The organism is Halocella sp. SP3-1 (assembly GCF_003953885.1).
GTDB classification, from domain to species: domain Bacteria; phylum Bacillota; class Halanaerobiia; order Halanaerobiales; family DTU029; genus Iocasia; species Iocasia fonsfrigidae.
Window position 1 is genome coordinate 3869372 of sequence record NZ_CP032760.1, and the last position, 16717, is coordinate 3886088.

At 35.3% G+C, this 16717-nt stretch carries 13 protein-coding genes; all 13 read right to left on the minus strand.

Going from position 1 to position 16717, the window contains the following annotated elements; genetic code table 11:
* Nucleotides 1-161: 161 nt before the first annotated feature.
* The 13 genes from D7D81_RS18525 to D7D81_RS18585 all read right to left on the minus strand — a co-directional run bounded on the left by D7D81_RS18525 (nucleotide 162) and on the right by D7D81_RS18585 (nucleotide 16708).
* Nucleotides 162-3122 (minus strand): GH36-type glycosyl hydrolase domain-containing protein, encoded by a 2961-nt coding sequence (locus D7D81_RS18525; protein ID WP_125991507.1) that lies wholly within the window; start codon nucleotides 3120-3122, stop codon nucleotides 162-164.
* Nucleotides 3123-3276: 154 nt separating this feature from the next.
* A complete protein-coding gene (locus D7D81_RS18530) occupies nucleotides 3277-4701 on the minus strand; it encodes a family 16 glycosylhydrolase (RefSeq protein ID WP_125991509.1) in 1425 nt (474 codons plus the stop codon).
* A gap of 119 nt (nucleotides 4702-4820) precedes the next feature.
* Nucleotides 4821-6173 carry a GH1 family beta-glucosidase gene (locus tag D7D81_RS18535; protein ID WP_125991511.1) on the minus strand — a complete coding sequence of 451 codons (1353 nt, stop codon included), beginning with the start codon at nucleotides 6171-6173 and terminating at the stop codon, nucleotides 4821-4823.
* A gap of 43 nt (nucleotides 6174-6216) precedes the next feature.
* A complete protein-coding gene (locus D7D81_RS18540; protein ID WP_125991513.1) occupies nucleotides 6217-7140 on the minus strand; it encodes an ABC transporter ATP-binding protein in 924 nt (307 codons plus the stop codon).
* Nucleotides 7133-8119: an ABC transporter ATP-binding protein gene (locus D7D81_RS18545; RefSeq protein ID WP_125991515.1), complete on the minus strand. Its 987-nt coding sequence runs from the start codon at nucleotides 8117-8119 to the stop codon at nucleotides 7133-7135. The genes D7D81_RS18540 and D7D81_RS18545 overlap by 8 nt, the downstream gene beginning before the upstream one ends.
* Nucleotides 8120-8123: 4 nt before the next feature.
* Nucleotides 8124-8987 carry an ABC transporter permease gene (locus D7D81_RS18550; protein ID WP_125991517.1) on the minus strand — a complete coding sequence of 288 codons (864 nt, stop codon included), beginning with the start codon at nucleotides 8985-8987 and terminating at the stop codon, nucleotides 8124-8126.
* A 3-nt stretch (nucleotides 8988-8990) separates the two neighbouring features.
* Nucleotides 8991-9980: an ABC transporter permease gene (locus tag D7D81_RS18555; protein WP_125991519.1), complete on the minus strand. Its 990-nt coding sequence runs from the start codon at nucleotides 9978-9980 to the stop codon at nucleotides 8991-8993.
* Nucleotides 9981-10101: 121 nt separating this feature from the next.
* On the minus strand, nucleotides 10102-11814 hold the full coding sequence (locus D7D81_RS18560) for an ABC transporter substrate-binding protein (RefSeq protein ID WP_125991521.1): 1713 nt from the start codon (nucleotides 11812-11814) through the stop codon (nucleotides 10102-10104).
* A gap of 202 nt (nucleotides 11815-12016) precedes the next feature.
* Nucleotides 12017-13051, minus strand: coding sequence for a LacI family DNA-binding transcriptional regulator (locus D7D81_RS18565; protein ID WP_125991523.1), 1035 nt, complete (start codon nucleotides 13049-13051; stop codon nucleotides 12017-12019).
* A 199-nt stretch (nucleotides 13052-13250) separates the two neighbouring features.
* Complete coding sequence (locus D7D81_RS18570) at nucleotides 13251-13511, minus strand: hypothetical protein (protein WP_125991525.1); 261 nt, start codon at nucleotides 13509-13511, stop codon at nucleotides 13251-13253.
* A gap of 38 nt (nucleotides 13512-13549) precedes the next feature.
* Nucleotides 13550-14368, minus strand: a complete 819-nt coding sequence (locus tag D7D81_RS18575; protein WP_205739289.1) for a carbohydrate ABC transporter permease — start codon at nucleotides 14366-14368, stop codon at nucleotides 13550-13552.
* A gap of 43 nt (nucleotides 14369-14411) precedes the next feature.
* Entirely contained in the window at nucleotides 14412-15296 is an 885-nt protein-coding gene (locus D7D81_RS18580; RefSeq protein ID WP_125991527.1) for a carbohydrate ABC transporter permease, read from the minus strand.
* 101 nt (nucleotides 15297-15397) lie between these two features.
* Complete coding sequence (locus D7D81_RS18585; RefSeq protein WP_125991529.1) at nucleotides 15398-16708, minus strand: ABC transporter substrate-binding protein; 1311 nt, start codon at nucleotides 16706-16708, stop codon at nucleotides 15398-15400.
* Between the last annotated feature and the right edge of the window lie 9 nt (nucleotides 16709-16717).

A 16717-nucleotide genomic window follows, 5' to 3' on the forward strand; every position in this document is an offset into this window, starting at 1 on the left:
ACATACAAAAAGAGAATCCTGCAAAAGATAAGGAATCTCTTTTTGTTAAGCATTACCATTTAGAACTAGCTGGAAGTTTAACTGCCGTATTAAAATAACCCTAATAATAGAATAAAACCCTAGTTATATCTAGGATTTTATCTCTAATTGTTATTTGAATATTATTTAAACACTATCTTTATTTTATGAACTTTATTATCTTGATACAATGGTATAGTGTTATCAACCCACTTATTACCATCAACTAAGATTTCCGCTTCATCATCTTTCAACCTATATAAGCCGACAGGTTTTGCTATAGTTATTTCATATTCCGCCTTTTCTACTTTAAGATTATACGCTAAATGGGTTTCATCCATTCTCATTATCGGATTAATATCTATTCCAGTCGGAGTAAAATCTATTCCTAATGAGGAAAAAAGTGATAAAGTCAGCCAACTTGCTGTACCGCTCAAAACTGGCCCTATATTTTCACCAGTATCACTATTATTATATTGTGTACAAAAACGAGGGTTACCTGTAATTTTAAAAGGACTTTTCAACGTTTTATAAGGAAGCACTAAATCTATCATCCAATATGCATTTTTAACAAGCAGTGCAGCTAAATCCCTGTCTTCAATTTCTTTTGCAGCCTTAAACATAGCTGCTGTTGCCATCATACAAGCATGTTTAAATATCCCACCATTTTCACGATCGCCTGGAAAGTATTCTCCAATAGCTGCATTTTCTGCAATCTTTTTTAGATCAATAGGGGTAATAAGCTTATAGCCATAGGGTGTTTTTAAATATCTATCTATAACATCTAACATGGTCCTTATTTGATCTTCATCAGCACAATCAGATAGCACTGACCAGGTGAATGAATTAAGAAAATAAGTCCCATCAATATCAGGATCAGCAGACAATCCATCACCTTTTGCACCAAGGTATTCGAATTCTTCTTCAAATCTATTAAATAATACCCTGGCAAAAAAATTGCTCTTCCATGCATGTTGCTGAACATTCTTATTTAATTCATTTGAAATATTCCTTAACTGATCTTCATATTCCAGGTCACCCTTCTTTGAAGCAAAAATACAGGTGTTATCTACTGCAACTTTTAAGAGAAAAGCATTCATGACACTCTCAGTATATTTACTTTCAAATGGTTTTTCACCTATCTCAAAACTATCTGCTAACTGTTCTTTATATTGCTTTTCCTTAGTAATGCCATCTAAAAAATCACTATCTAACTTCAAACAATCATTCCAGTCAGCATTATCCAGTAAAGGCATGCCATGTTTACCTACCGAGATTCTGGAGGAATATCTTATAATACTCTTCATGGTTTCATAAATACCCCTTTTCCTTACTGGTTCTGTTCCGGCAATTTCCACTTCCTGATCAAGTATTGCTATATCTCCAGACAGGCTAACATATCTGTAAACAGCCTGAACCAACCACAAAGCATCATCTGACCATTTACCAGGTTCTTTACCCTCCCAATAAAAATTGTGATAGGCATAGCCCAGTTCAAATACCTTAGCACACCATTCAATTATTAATTGTTTTACGAAAGTACTTTTACCCATGCCGATAAAATAATACATTGATGCAAATATATCCTGTATTTCCCTGAATCCTATTTCACGATACCCTTTCTGGGTTTGAGCAAAAGACCTTGATACAAAAGTCTGATACAAGACCTGAAAAGGAAGGTTTTGGTTCACATAGGTGTTAAAGTGTTTTTCTGAAGTCTTTAACTCAATAAATCCCCGATACCTGTTGTAAAAATCTTTTTGTTTTTCCAGTACATTATCAAGCTCTTCTGGTTTACGGAACTTATCTATTAGATTATCAATTTTATTGTTAAAGACCTTACTATCTAAATCAGCTTCTTCTTTAGTGGACATTAACCCGGTGAAATTGTTTACTATACCCTCTCCTTCAGCAGACAAATCTATATCTGCACCTAAAGCAAAAAATCCTGGCCCCTTTCTAGTGGACTGGTTACTTAAATATAATAAGCCTTCTGGGTTTTCTAATGTACCGTTACCAACAAATTGATTATAATCTGCACAATAACTTTTTGGAAAATATGTTTTATTTCCATCATGTACCAGCATTGTATTAAATCTTATATCACTTTTTACATATTCAGGATAATAATCTGGACTGATAGTAACTATTGAGCCTTCATCTGTTTTTAATATTTTGGATTGCATAATTATATTACTATATAATATATCCTCAAACAAGGCATGAGGTGCTGCCGAACCAAACATCCCTGTATATATCAATTTAATATTTCTGCATCTATTAGTTTTATTTTTTATCTTTATTTGCTGTACTTCTGTAGCAATTGGCATGCCTTCCAGCTGAGGTAATATAAATATCTTTCTTTCAATCTCTAAACCACATTTTGTTTTATATTTTATAATAGTATTGTTTTGTGAATGTATGCAGAAGGCTGATTTTATATTATCATCATCTGGGGATGCTGAATAAAATATCTTTTCACTGTCTTCCACTAAGTAAAACTGTCGATTAGCTGGAAAACCATTCTCTTCCTGACGCATATCCCATCTCGTTGCTAGCACCTGAGTAGCTGCATGGGAACGAAAGCTTCCCCGGCCCAGGCTATCTACAACACTTTTAGGTGTAGTCTGTAATGGATATTTATAATCCATCCTATTTCCAAGTAATAAATTTATATTAAAGTGAGGCCCTGGAGCCGGAGTACTTATATCAACTATATGTTCTCCACCTTCATTTATTTTCCCTGCCCATTTACACACATTGGAAAGACTTGATTTTATTAAAATCCTTATCTTTTCCGGAATATTAATTTGTCTAATTTCCTTTTCTCTTATGTAAATAACAGGTTGTTTATTATTAACAATTAAGAGTGAAGATTCTTTACCTTTCATTAGCAAATTAATGTATTGATTAATCTTTTTATCATTTAAAAGTTTTAAAACCACTGGTGCCTTGATAGGTAGGTTAGAAACTCCTATAACCTGTTGGTGAGTTGTATTTAAAAAAACACTATCAGTATTCCCAGTAATAAAATTGTTAAACTTCTTTATTAAAACCTCTTCTGAAGATATTAGTTCACTGCGGGCCGTTATTTCTTGATACATATATAAACTCCTTTATTAAAATTATATTTCCAGCAATTAATCCTCATATCTTTTTTATTATCTAAAATATTAATTTCTGTATCAACTCTATCTGTTTAAAATGTAAATCTATTCGACAATCTAGATTATATTATCTTATGATAGGCCGATTATATTAATACATTTCCTCATATTCTGAATCCCATTTTTCATCATCAATAGTCCGAGAATCTGTATCTTGATAATATCTAACATAGTCGACTTTCATTGTTTGCGGAAATGGTGTTGTATCATCTGGATAACCAGGCCAGGAACCGCCGACTGCCAGATTAAGTAGCATATAAAAATCATGATCAAATACCCAATCTGCCTCTCCTGCTTCATATTTATTTACTACATGGTATAAAACATCATCTACATAGAATTCTAATTCATCTTCATCCCATTCTAAGATAAAATCATGATATTTGTCAGAGAACTTTTCACCTAACGGTAACTCATACTTATGACCTATTCCTGGGCCTGCACTAACAGGGCCATGTGATGTTCCATGTATAATATTTGGTTCATGACCAAGATATTCCATAATATCAATTTCTCCACAGGCAGGCCAGATAGCAGTATCCTCATTACTCCCTAGCAACCAGATGGCTGGCCATATTCCCTGTCCTCCCTCTGGTAATTTAGCTCTTACTTCAATCCTGCCATATTTAAAGGTATATTTATCTTTTGTGTTCAGCCTTGCAGATGTATAATGTAGTCTTTTGCCCATATCTATTCGAGTTTCTTCCCTTGCTTCTATAACTAACTTACCATTTTCTATATAAGCATTATCCTCAGTATAGTATTCTGCTTCTTCATTACCCCAGGCATCAGGTGACCCATCCTGATTCCAATCAGGACCATTGCCTAATTGAAAATTCCAGATATCAGTATTTATTTCAGAACTATTAAATTCTTCACTCCAAACTAGTTCCCAGTTCTCAACTTTATCTTCATCTGCTTCTGTTTTTGTACCTTCTGCAACCATTTCAACCTGTCCAGTTTCTTTTAATACTATATTATCGATCCAATAATTACCTTCATTGAGAAGCCATATCTCGAATCGAGTATTTTCATCTGTTTCTTGACCCATCACAAATTCAACTTGATATGTTTTCATCTCTGTAGATAATGTTTTGTTATCTTGTATATAAGCAGTCCAGCTCCTACGGGCATCTGCCCCCAACTTGATTACTATACCATTATTGCTATCTGACCTGGCATCAAAAGTAATTTGATATTTCTTACCTCTTTCTAAATTAACAGGTCCTTGCATTAATTGTATAGAATGTTCTTGTTGACCAGCATCAGTTACTTCTGCTTTAAATGCTCCATTTTCTAAATAACCCTTTGCTATGCCACCAGAATTTGTATGTAAAACCCAGCTACCTTTAGTATCAACAAAGCCTTCTTCATCAGGCTGATTTAAAGAAAGTTCTTTAGTAAAGTCACCATTTCCAATAATATTGAGCATATCATTAGCCTGAGCAAATACTAAACCAGAAAAAACCATAAGACTAGATAATAAAATAATCGCTAATTTAATTCCTTTTTTCATTTTTCCCACTCCTTTAGTAAATTTAAACTAAACAAACAATGTCAACCACCTACTAGATAGAACTATACTTTTATAATCACCTCCCCATGAAACTATAATATTTAAGTAAGGGAAAATTTCTACAAGTATTTCAACCCATTTTGAGCAATAAGCTCTTGATACCATCTAGCACTATCTTTTAAGACCCTCCGCTGCTTATTTTCATAATCTATATAAATTATTCCAAAACGTTTGCTATAACCATAGGCCCATTCAAAATTATCCATTAATGACCAGAGATAATAACCCTTTAAAGGCACTCCATCTCTAATTGCTTTATGGGCAGCTTTGATATGTTTTTCTAAATATTTAATACGATTTTTATCATATACTTTACCGTCTTCGGTAAGTTGATCATCAAAAGCAGCACCATTTTCTGTAATATAGAGTGGTTTTGAGGTGTAATCCCTATTTAATTTTTTTAAGAGGTCATATAAGCCCTCAGGGTAAATTTCCCAGTCCATGGCAGTATACTCTGATTTCTGTGGGGCAAGTTGTTTATACTTAAAAAAACTGTCTTCATCATAGCTAACCACTGCCCTTGAATAGTAATTGATACCAAGAAAATCTATCTCCTGACTGATAATATCCATGTCTTTATCTTGAATCTCAATTTTATTCAATTCTTCCTGGTAGAGATTCATTAAAATCTCAGGGTACTTTCCTTTAAAGATAGGGTCTAAAAACCAGCGGTTATTAAAGGCATCACAATAATCCCTGGCCAATCTATCACTTTCAGTATCTGAGGCGGCATAAACATGATTTAAATCCAGGGTAATACCTATTTCCCCATTAAGTCCGCTCTCCCTAAAACCCTTAACAGCCATACCATGTGAAAGCAAGAGATTATGGGCAACCTGTATTGCCTTACCCAGGTCCTGATAACCCGGTGCATGCTCAGCAAGGAAATTCCCTAAAAATGCTGCTACAAAGGGTTCATTATGGGTAATCCAGCAGGGAACAAAATCCCCTAGTTCTCTGTACATTAACTGAACATATTCATTAAAGTATTTGACTGTATCCCTGTTTTCCCAGCCACCTTTTTCCTGTAATTTTTGCGGTAAGTCCCAGTGGTAAAGGGTTACAAGTGGTTTTATTTCTACCTCCAGCAAAGCATCTAACAGGCGTTTGTAAAAATCGAGACCCTTTTGCTCAACCCTTCCTTTCCCATCTGGTAAGATACGCGGCCAGGCAATAGAAAAACGGTAGCTGTTAAGCCCCAGTTCCTTCATAAGTACTACATCTTCCCGATAGCGGTGATAATGGTCACAGGCTACATCACCTGTATCATTATTTACTATATTCCCTCTGCTATGGGTAAACCTATCCCAGATAGATTCCCCCTTGCCATCTTCCTGATAAGCCCCTTCAATCTGATAAGAAGCTGTTGCAGCCCCCCATGCAAAATCCCCTGGAAAAATAGATTCTGTCATTAATAATTCCCCCTTAATCTAGATGTTTTTGTTATATTTTAACTCATTTATTGCTAAAAAGCACGCTGTGACCTTTTTCTATTTCTACAAAACCCTTTCCTGCATTATTTTTATAGAAGTCCTTAACATCATCTATAATTTGTTCAGGTAAAAATTCTTTAGTAGCGTCCCACCTATTACCTATTTCCGGGACAGATTCAAATAACATCTGGGTATATGGGTGTACAGGGTTTTCATAAATCTTTTTGGTATTTCCCCGTTCAACCAGTCTGCCTTTATACATGATTAGTGATTCATCACTAATATAATACCCTAAATTCAAATCATGGGTAATAAAAATAACAGACATACCATTTTTCTTGCATAACTCAAGCAGTAAATTTAAAACACCAATACGTGTTGAGGCATCTAACATACTTATTAATTCATCGGCAATTAAAAGATCTACATCCATCAATAAAGCCCTTGCTATAAGTAATCTCTGTAATTGACCACCACTAAGCTGGTGGGGGAATTTGCCCAGTATCCTATCTGGATTAAGGTTAACATCATTTAAAACCTGATTTATTCTTTTTTCTTGATTTGATTTATCATAAGCAAAGGAATTATAAAGCATATCAAAGACCCTATCAATACGATATAAGGGATTAAAGGTTGCAAAAGGGTCCTGAAAAATCCCCTGTACTTTCTTATAATATTCTTTCAACTCTTTCTTATCATCAATTCCAGCAATATCCCTATCTCTATAATAGATATGTCCATCTGAAGGTTTGAGTAACTTTAAAATCATCTTGCCTATTGTTGTCTTCCCACTACCACTTTCTCCAATTAATGATAAAACTGTTCCTGGTTTAATATCAAAGGAAACATCTTTAACTGCCACTGTATATTCTACTTTAAAGATCCCACTCTTAAATACCTTAGTTAAATTTTTGATTGACATAATATATTTATCATTCTCAGCCATTATGATCACTTCCCAATTCCTTCCATCTCCAACATGATACATAATGTCCTTCAGCCACTTTTTCCCTGACAGGTGTTTTTGCACACTGTTCTACAGCATAGGGACACCTGTATCTAAATCTACACCCTTCTCCAATATTTAATAAATAGGGTGGAGTGCCTTTGATACCAGAGAGTTTTTTATCCCTGTACTGTATCCCTACCTGTGGTAGTGAAGCAATTAAGGCCCTGGTATAAGGGTGTCTTGCCTTGTTGACTATTTCATCAGTCGGACCAAGCTCAGTAAAATGACCTGCATACATAATCATAAGTCTCTCTGCTATCTGATATAATATTGACAGGTCATGGGTAATAAAAATGGCAGAACCAATAATCCCTTTATCACGTAGATTAGCCAGCATAGTGGCCACAAAGCGCTGGGAACTAACATCAAGGGCTGAAGTAATCTCATCAGCAATTATTAATTCAGGGTCAAGAATTGTCGAGACAACCATAATAACCCTTTGTTTCATACCACCTGACAGCTCTATAGAATATCTATTTAATACAGATGGGGTTAAATTAACCAGCTCAAGTCTTTCTTCCACCTTGTTAAAGAACTTACGACCTGTACTAATTCCGTGTTCCTGCACCAGATCCCTTATCAGAGTTTTAATCTTCTTGGTTGGGCTAAAGGCATCAAGGGCATATTGTGGTATTAATGATATATTCCTTAAGCGCATTTTTTGAAATTCTGCTTGATTCATTTCCATTATATCTTTTCCCAACAGCCTCACATCACCAGAAATATAATGTAAGGGCGGCTTTCTGGAGATTAAAGTGCTAGCCAGGGTACTTTTCCCACAGCCTGATTCACCTGCCAAACCCAGTATTTCACCCTTTCTAATGTTTAGGCTTATATCGTCCACAGCCTTAACCTCACCCTTTAAAACCTTATAATATGCCTTTAGGTTCTTTATTCCTAAAATATTTTCACACATCGGCTTACATCTCCCTCAAGCGCGGATTAAAGACTGCATCAAGTCCTGTATTAACAAAGTATAGGGCAGTAATCATAATAGTTAATATTAGACCAGGGATAATAGCCCACCACCACATTCCTAATTGAATAGCATTCCAGTTAACTGCATTTTGCATGACAAGACCGAGTGAAACCCCCTTAGTTGGACCGAGACCCAGGAATTCCAGTTGAACCGTTGCCAGCATAGTCCCATTAAACTGCTGGATATAAGCCATAAATACATATGAAAACATATTAGAAGCAATATCTTCCCTTAGAATCTTGGAGACCTTCAGGGAAGAAATCCTGGATAGATTAACATATTCCTGATTTCTAAGTGACAGGGTCTGTGACCTGACAGCCCTTGCCAGCCAGGGCCAGGCTGTTGCTGCAACAATAACAGACATTACCAGTGTGCCCCTTACCTCCAGAAATGCAGAGATTACAATTAATAAGGCCAGTTGCGGGATAACAATAAAAATATTAGTAAACATCATCAAAAACTCATCAAATAGTCGCCCACCGTAATAACCAGCGAGAAAACCTATTATACAGCCAATCAGAGTAGCCATTGTACCAGCTACAAAACCAACTATTAGTGTTGAGCGGAGCCCATAAACAGTCCGGGTAAATACATCTTTCCCCATAATAGTTGTTCCAAAGAAATGCTCTCCTGACGGGGGAAGATAAGCCTCACCTGCATATTCCTCATAGTCATAAGATGATATCATTGGACCAAAGACAGCCAGTAAAATTATTAACAGAAATATTGTTAAACCAAATACTACTTTTTTATTGGTAATTGCATAATATAGATTTTCGTGTTCTTGCCAGAAATTTGATATCATTAATTACACCTCCCCAGAAAATGAAAGCCTTACCCGCGGATCAATAAACATATAAATAATATCTACCACAAAATTGGCAGCTAGAGCCATGATAACCACGGCCAGAAATATACCCTGTAATAGGAAATAATCCTGATTTACTACAGAGCTCAACATCATTCTTCCTAATCCCGGGTAATTAAAAACAGTCTCTACAGTAATAGCGCCACCTATCAGCTGGGCTATTCTTAAAGCCAGTCCTGTCACCTGTGGTAAAACACCATTTCTAAAACCGTAGCTCCTGATTAACCTATCAGATGCACCAAGGGACTCCATATACCTGGAATAATTTGAACTCCTTTCATAAATAATCATATTCCTCATACCAATTGCCCAACCACCAAGCTGGACAAGAAACATAGAAAAAAACGGCATAAACCAGTGTCTAATATAATCAAGTATAAAAGACCAGTTTAAACCAGGGTTCATTGATACACCATAGGCCCCACTGATCGGCAGCCAGCCCAGCTGTACCCCGAAGAAAAATGCTAAAACCCCGGCCAGCCAGAAATAAGGGGACGAACTCAAGAAATAGAAGACCGGCATCATAATATTATCTGCCCTTTTACTTACACCAGATAAGGCACCAAGTCTATTACCAACAATCCAGCTTAAGATAATAGCAGGTATCAGTAATATCAAATCATATATTATTGCCGTACTAATTATATCAGTAACCGGTTTGGGAAATTGCATAATACTTATCCCAAAATCCCCGGTAAAAATAGACTTCCAGTAATTTAAATACTGAACTGGCAGGGGGTCATCTAAATTAAATAATAAAGTTAACTGTTCCTCTATTATCTCTCTACCACCTTCCATTACTGAAAAACGGGACATCAGAGACTGGATAGGGTCTCCAGGCATCATCCGGGGAATAACGAAATTAATTGTTACAGCAAGGACAAAGGTTATGAGATATATTATAATCTTTTTGCTGAGATATTTGCCCATTTTTTGGAAAACTCCTTTCTATAGAACAGGTCCGACAATTTTATCGGACCTATTGAATCTAATTTTTTATCGAAAACTATGTTTTTTTATTATAAACAACTTTAAAGACCGGGCAAACTATTTACTTAACTGGTTCCAGTCCGATTAAGACATCAATCATACCCAGTTGATAGGCATTATCCCAGGTTACAGGAACACCATAGGGATTGTCTTCAGAGGGCCAATTAGTCCAGTTTGCATTTGTATACTGGGCCCATAAACCATTATGCCATAATGGAATAGTGGGCATTTCAACTAAGAGGGTTTTCTCAATTTCAGCTGCTATTTTCATCTTTTCTGTTTCATCATTTGTCATATTGAATTCATCAATTAAGGCAAACAGTTCTGGATTATCATAGGCACCCCAGTTTCCATTAGCAATACGTTCACCGTAAATACCATCATTGGCAACACCATTCCAGTAATCAAAGGGAGTAGATGTCAGGGTTGTCTGCTGGTTACCGATCATCAAATCAAAATTCCTGGTAAATCTATTGTTATCATATAATGATGTATCAGGGAAAACAGCTTGGATATTTACACCTACTGCTGCAGCATTATTGGAAACAACTTTAACCGCTTCCATCCAATCAGTCCACCCACTGGGAACCATGACCTCCAGTTCAATTGGATCACCATTTGGCTGATCTCTCCAGCCGTCACCATCACTATCTACATAACCGGCTTTATCAAGTAGGGCTACTGCTTTAGATGGGTCAAAATAGAATCCATATTCATCTACAACACCTTGATCAAGGTAAGCTAACCAACCTTGACCAAATAAACCAGTAGGGTTAGCGGCCTTAACAAGCCCCCCATATACCTTATCAACAATAGTATGCTTATTCATGGCAAAGGCCAGCGCCCTTCTAAAGGCAGAATCATCCATCGGTTTTCTGGTAGTATTCATGTATAGATTGGCAGTATTCCAGGAAAGCATATATGGCTCTTTTTCATACCAGGTTTTGAGTCCAGCAACCCCTTTAATCTTTTCTACACCTGGAATAAAGTTATTACTCAGGTCTATTTCACCTTTCATTAACATACCAAGTGTTATATTATTACTTACATTTACCAGGTCAACAATATATTTAGGTTTGGGGGTTCCAAACACCTCATTACCCCACCAATTGTCATTCCTTTCCCAGACCATTCTATCCTGTCCAGCAGTATAATATAAGTAAGGACCTGTACCAACAGGATTAGCATTGGTTCTAGGTATTAATTTATCAGCTGGAACCTTAGTCCAGATATGCTCTGGTATAATATACCTCTGATATAATTCTTTATCCCATTCTGCATAATGTGGTTCATCAAAAGTAAATCTAACTGTGTAGTTGTCTTCTGCTTCTACTGAGCCCAGCCAGTTCCACACAGGGGAATAATATACGGCATTATCTCTAGCAAGTTCATAGGTGAAAACAAGGTCATCGGCATCAAAGGCTTCACCATCAGTCCACTTAATACCCCTTCTTAAGTTAACTACATATTCATTGTCTGAAACCCATTCCCCACTCTCTGCCAGCCACGGTCTATACTCATTATTCAATGGATTATAGGAAAATAAGGTCTCATAAACCAGACCACCAGTCCCCATCTGCCTATTGGGAATCAAAATATTCCAGGTAGAAGGAGGACCCCAGGCGGCCCCGGTAATTACCAGGGTTTCACTACGGTCTAACTCTACAGCTAATGAAACTACACTAAACAAGACAAGAAACATAAAAACCAGAACAACTTTACAAAAACCCTTCATTAAAACACCCCTTTTGTTTGATTTTAGAAACAATGTCAACCCACCTACTAGATAGAAATATACTTTTATAATCACCTCCCCATAAAACTCTTAGCTGTCTGAATAAAGATAACAATTCGAAAAATTAAAATAGGATATTTCATAATATGTACGCGTGTACATATAAAAAGAACAGAACTTATTGGGAATCTTTAATATAAAAAGCATTGTATGTACGCGTGTACATTTATTAACCAAAAAACTAAATAGACTTAACGGATTGTCGATATATAATATCTGCAGAGACAATAATTTCTTCACTGGCAAATTTCTTATTTCTAAAATAATAATCCAGTGAACTAACACTTTGTTTTGCAATTTTCTCTAATGAGGAGTCAACAGTGGTCAATTCCGGTGTCATATATGAAGCTATATCAATATTATCAAATCCAATAACAGAGATATCATTAGGAACCTTTAATCCCATTTCATTAATAGCTTTAATTGACCCTAATGCCATACCATCATTAGCTGCAAAAATAGCGGTTATCTTTTCCTTTTCAAGGAGGTCTTTAGTTAATCTATAGCCCTGTTCCTCTTGAAAATTTCCAAATCTTATGTATTTTTTATTATATATTAAATTAGCATCTAATAATGCTTTTTTATAACCTGTCAGCCGCGCTTGTCCTGATAACTTACGCATATCTCCAGTGATATGTCCTATCTTCTTATGCCCATTCTCAATTAAGTGTTTCGTGGCTTTATACCCACCTATCATATTATCTAGATTGATAAGTAATAAATTTTTAGGAATCGAATTGTTAATACCATGATTATAATCAATAATTATAATAGGATACTCTAATTCGACAAACTCATTAAGTAGAGAATTATTATTAAACGAACCAACAAATATGCCACTTGAAATGGTTCTACTGATAAATAAATTTTTTGCTTCTTTAAGTTGTTCTTCTGAAGTAATAATAGAAACCAATACATTGTAACCCATATTATTTGCCTTATCTATAATAAGATTATCTAATTGTGAAAAGTAAGTACTTTTTGAAACCCTTGATGTAGACTGGGAAATATTAATATCAAGAATAAATAAACCAATAATATTACTCTCTATTCCAGCTAAACGTCTCGCAGATTCTATTGGTACATAATTGTTTTTTTCTATAATTGATAATATTTTTTTTCTGGTTTCTTCCTTAACATTTGGATCATTGTTAATCACTCTTGACACAGTTGCTCTTGAAACACCACATAAATCTGCTATTTCCTGGCTAGTCATTTTTTCACCTCTGTTGGACGCGTGTACAAATTATATTATACCACTAATTATAAATTATTCAAGTCCTTTTCAAAAAACTTGCCCTTTTTATAAAATTCTTATATTAATTTTTAAGGAAATCAAGATCTATTTTAGATAAATTAAATTTAGACATAGAAAAAGAGAATCCTGCAAAATATAGGAATCTCTTTTTGTAAAATTACCATTTAGAACCAGCTGGCCAAGAACACTGCTCATTTTTATCAGCAGCTGCTATATATATTAAGAAACCAGTATAACGGCATGTGGTCTTAGCAATAAGGGCAGAACACTTTTCACATAGTTTAATCCTCTCTTGATAAACATGTTTGGGGACTAATTCTTTTTCAAATTTAGAGTTATTCTGCAAAAGGTCGTATATATCCCCAGCTGGAAGTTTAACTGCCGTATTACAGCCTTTACAATACCTATTTACTGACATATAATTTTCTCCCTTATTACATTGCTAATATCTGTTCTCTACCGAGCGCTATATAACTGTGGTTTAAAATATTTTTGTAATGAAATAAACAGTATTAGCAGAGGCAGAATCGTAAAGAAACTGGCGGTAAGAGTCAGATTATAAACCGGGAAACCCTGTGAATCAGTAATTGTTGTTATCCCTAGTATCAAAGGCATTTTTGCCCTACTATTAACTACAACCAGAGGGAGGAAAAAATTATTCCAGGTAGTAACAAAATGCAGTAAGAACAGGGTGATAAACCCGGGAATAACATTAGGAAGCCCTATTTTAAAGAATATAAGTATATCATTAGCCCCATCTATTTGTGCTGCACTAAATACCTCTTCTGGAACCTGATTCCAATAAGATATCATTAAATAAACACTAAAAACATTAACAAAAGATGGCAGGAGAACTGCCAGTCTTGTATTAATTAAAGCCAGGTCTTTAAATAACATAAAAAGGGGTAAAATAATTGCATAGACCGGAACCATCGAAAAACCTAAAATTACAATAAAGATAATTTTTTTTCCATAAAAATCATACCTACGGAAAGCATATCCTACCAGACAGGCAATAAATATTGCAATAAAAGCACCAAGACTAGCATACAAAAATGAATTACCCAGCCACTTAAAAAAGACACCATCCTCATAAGTAAAAACAGTTTTAATATTTTCCACAAAATGACTGGGATTGCCGGGAAGCAAGGACTTCTGAAACAGCTGGCTAACATTTTTTGTTGTACTCATAATTAACCAGTAAAAAGGGAAAATAAAATAAATTGATAAGACTACTAAAATAAGTTTAATAAGTAAATTTTTATTTTTTTTCACTATAATACCCCCTCTATAATACTATCAGCTTTTACTAAAATTTTTATTTCAACATTTGTTTTGCTGCACGTCTTAAAAAATACAGAGAAATTATAAAGGTTATAAGAGCCAAAATTAATCCCATCGCCGCAGCATATGTGAATCTCCCCTGCTGAAATGCAGAGGTATATATGTAAATTGCCGGAGTATAATTTTGAGGCAAGATTATAAGGGCTCCTGTTGCTCTGCCTATCATCCAGGGTTCTCTGAAAATTAGTATTGCTCCAATAGCATTAAATATGAATAGAGTAATGATAACATCCTTCAAAAGTGGAATTTTTATCTTAAAAGCTATCTGCCAGAAAGTAGCCCCATCCAATTGTGCCGCTTCAGAAAACTCTTTGGGAATTGAAAGCAGAGAAGAATAAATAATAAAGGCAGTATATCCTGTAAAAGCCCATAATATTATAACAAGCAATATTGCGGGTAAGTTTTGCCTGGTCAAAATCTTAAGACCCGATTGCCCAAACAAATCCAATATTGAACGAAATGGAGACATGGAATCAGAAAATATATATGACCAGACTATACCAGATACTATACCGGGTATGGTGTAGGGGAGATAATAAATAAATCTATAAATAGCCCCTCCCTGTTTACGCATTCTTTCATATAAAATAGCAAGAATGATTGCTATAAAAATCATCAAAGGGACCTGAATTAATAAAAGAAAAGATGGTATCTTAAAAGACTCCCAGAACTTCGGATCCTGAAATATTCTCATATAGTTTTGTAAGCCTACATACCACATCCTTGCTCCTCTCTGACCATAAAGAGAAAGCTTACCTCCTAAAAATATTGGGTAAATTACCACAGCAATAAAAAGAAACAAAAATGGGGACAGAAAGAGATATGCTTTTATTGAAGATATCCATTTTTTTCTATTCATTGTTACACCTCCAGTTTTTTAACTATTCATCTCTAATAAATAATTCTATTTTTCATTGAAATATTAAAAAAAGGAGAGGGGGAATTATCCCCCTTTTTTTCTTATTCAGGTAGCTCTCCAACAACTATATTAGAATAACCAAATTCATCCATAGTATCAATTACTTCTTTTTCCCACATAGGAAGTATATCACTGAATTTATCAATCTTACCATCTGCATAATTCTGAAGGAGAAGGCTTAAACTCTCATCAACATTTGACATAATAGGTAGGGCGACAAAGGTACTATTAATTAACTGATGTGAGCCCCATAAAACCTCACCAATATTTTGACCACCAAAAAATTCATCAGGCCCAGCAACTTTATCTATTACCTCTTCAAACCTCTTAGAAACCATAATCGGCAAATTACTATAATCATGTAAGCACTTAAGTGAATCCGGGTGAGAATTCAACCAGTTAACAAATATTGCTGCTGCCTCAGGATTTTTTGAATGTGCAGTTACATAAAATCCAGAGCCTCCGACCATACCATTATGTGGTTTATCTGGATTCCACTGAGGTGGAATAGTAACCCTCCATTGACCTTCAGAATCAGCGGCATTATATCTCAGCCATTCAGCAAACCAACAACCCATTTCAACTACAGCAGTTGTCCCTTCATTTAAAGTATTGTACCAATCTGGATTCCAATACATCTGCATGTCTATTATACCTTCATCAAACCATTCACCCCAGGTTTCAAAAACCTCTTCAGCTACAGGATTGGTAAAGTTAATATACCAGTCACCATCATGAAAATCAAAAAGTTTTCCACCTGCTTCCCATACCTGACCAATCCACCACATAGCGTAGCCAAGAGGTGGTCTTGCGAAATTCAATTCTGGAGCTACTTCTTCAAGCTTTTTGGCCTGTTCTATGTATTCTTCCCTGGTAGTTGGAACAGTCAGACCATATTTATCAAAGACGTCTTTTCTATAAAACATGGCCATTGCTCCACTATCCTGTGGTGTTCCATATATTTCTCCATCCATGGCACACCAACCCAAAGCAGCTTCACCATAAAGCTCAATAAATGTTTCCTCATCCAGCCATTCATTTATTGCTTGAAATGCTCCAAGATCCATATATTGAGGGGCATATGAATATTCTATCATCAATACATCTGGCAGCCCGTCTCCAGCTGATAAGGCAGTCTGGACTTTATCATAGTGAGTATCAAAATTTTCCCATTCCACTTTAATATTAGGGTATATCTTTTCAAATTCATCAATGGAATAATTCTCATTACTGGTCCAAGCCCACATGCTTATTGTTGTTGGCTCACCACTATATTCAGGATAATAATCAGCAGCTAGTACATTAAAACTGAGTAAAAGCAACATCAAACTTAATACTAGAATCTTTTTCATCTTAAAATT

Coding starts and splice junctions, on each gene's coding strand:
- D7D81_RS18530 (WP_125991509.1), bottom strand. CDS start 4,701: ATGAAAAAAGGAATTAAATTAGCGATTATTTTATTATCTAGTCTTATG.
- D7D81_RS18540 (WP_125991513.1), bottom strand. CDS start 7,140: ATGGCTGAGAATGATAAATATATTATGTCAATCAAAAATTTAACTAAG.
- D7D81_RS18565 (WP_125991523.1), bottom strand. CDS start 13,051: ATGACTAGCCAGGAAATAGCAGATTTATGTGGTGTTTCAAGAGCAACT.
- D7D81_RS18550 (WP_125991517.1), bottom strand. CDS start 8,987: ATGATATCAAATTTCTGGCAAGAACACGAAAATCTATATTATGCAATT.
- D7D81_RS18535 (WP_125991511.1), bottom strand. CDS start 6,173: ATGACAGAATCTATTTTTCCAGGGGATTTTGCATGGGGGGCTGCAACA.
- D7D81_RS18545 (WP_125991515.1), bottom strand. CDS start 8,119: ATGTGTGAAAATATTTTAGGAATAAAGAACCTAAAGGCATATTATAAG.
- D7D81_RS18585 (WP_125991529.1), bottom strand. CDS start 16,708: ATGAAAAAGATTCTAGTATTAAGTTTGATGTTGCTTTTACTCAGTTTT.
- D7D81_RS18525 (WP_125991507.1), bottom strand. CDS start 3,122: ATGTATCAAGAAATAACGGCCCGCAGTGAACTAATATCTTCAGAAGAG.
- D7D81_RS18555 (WP_125991519.1), bottom strand. CDS start 9,980: ATGGGCAAATATCTCAGCAAAAAGATTATAATATATCTCATAACCTTT.
- D7D81_RS18570 (WP_125991525.1), bottom strand. CDS start 13,511: ATGTCAGTAAATAGGTATTGTAAAGGCTGTAATACGGCAGTTAAACTT.
- D7D81_RS18580 (WP_125991527.1), bottom strand. CDS start 15,296: ATGAATAGAAAAAAATGGATATCTTCAATAAAAGCATATCTCTTTCTG.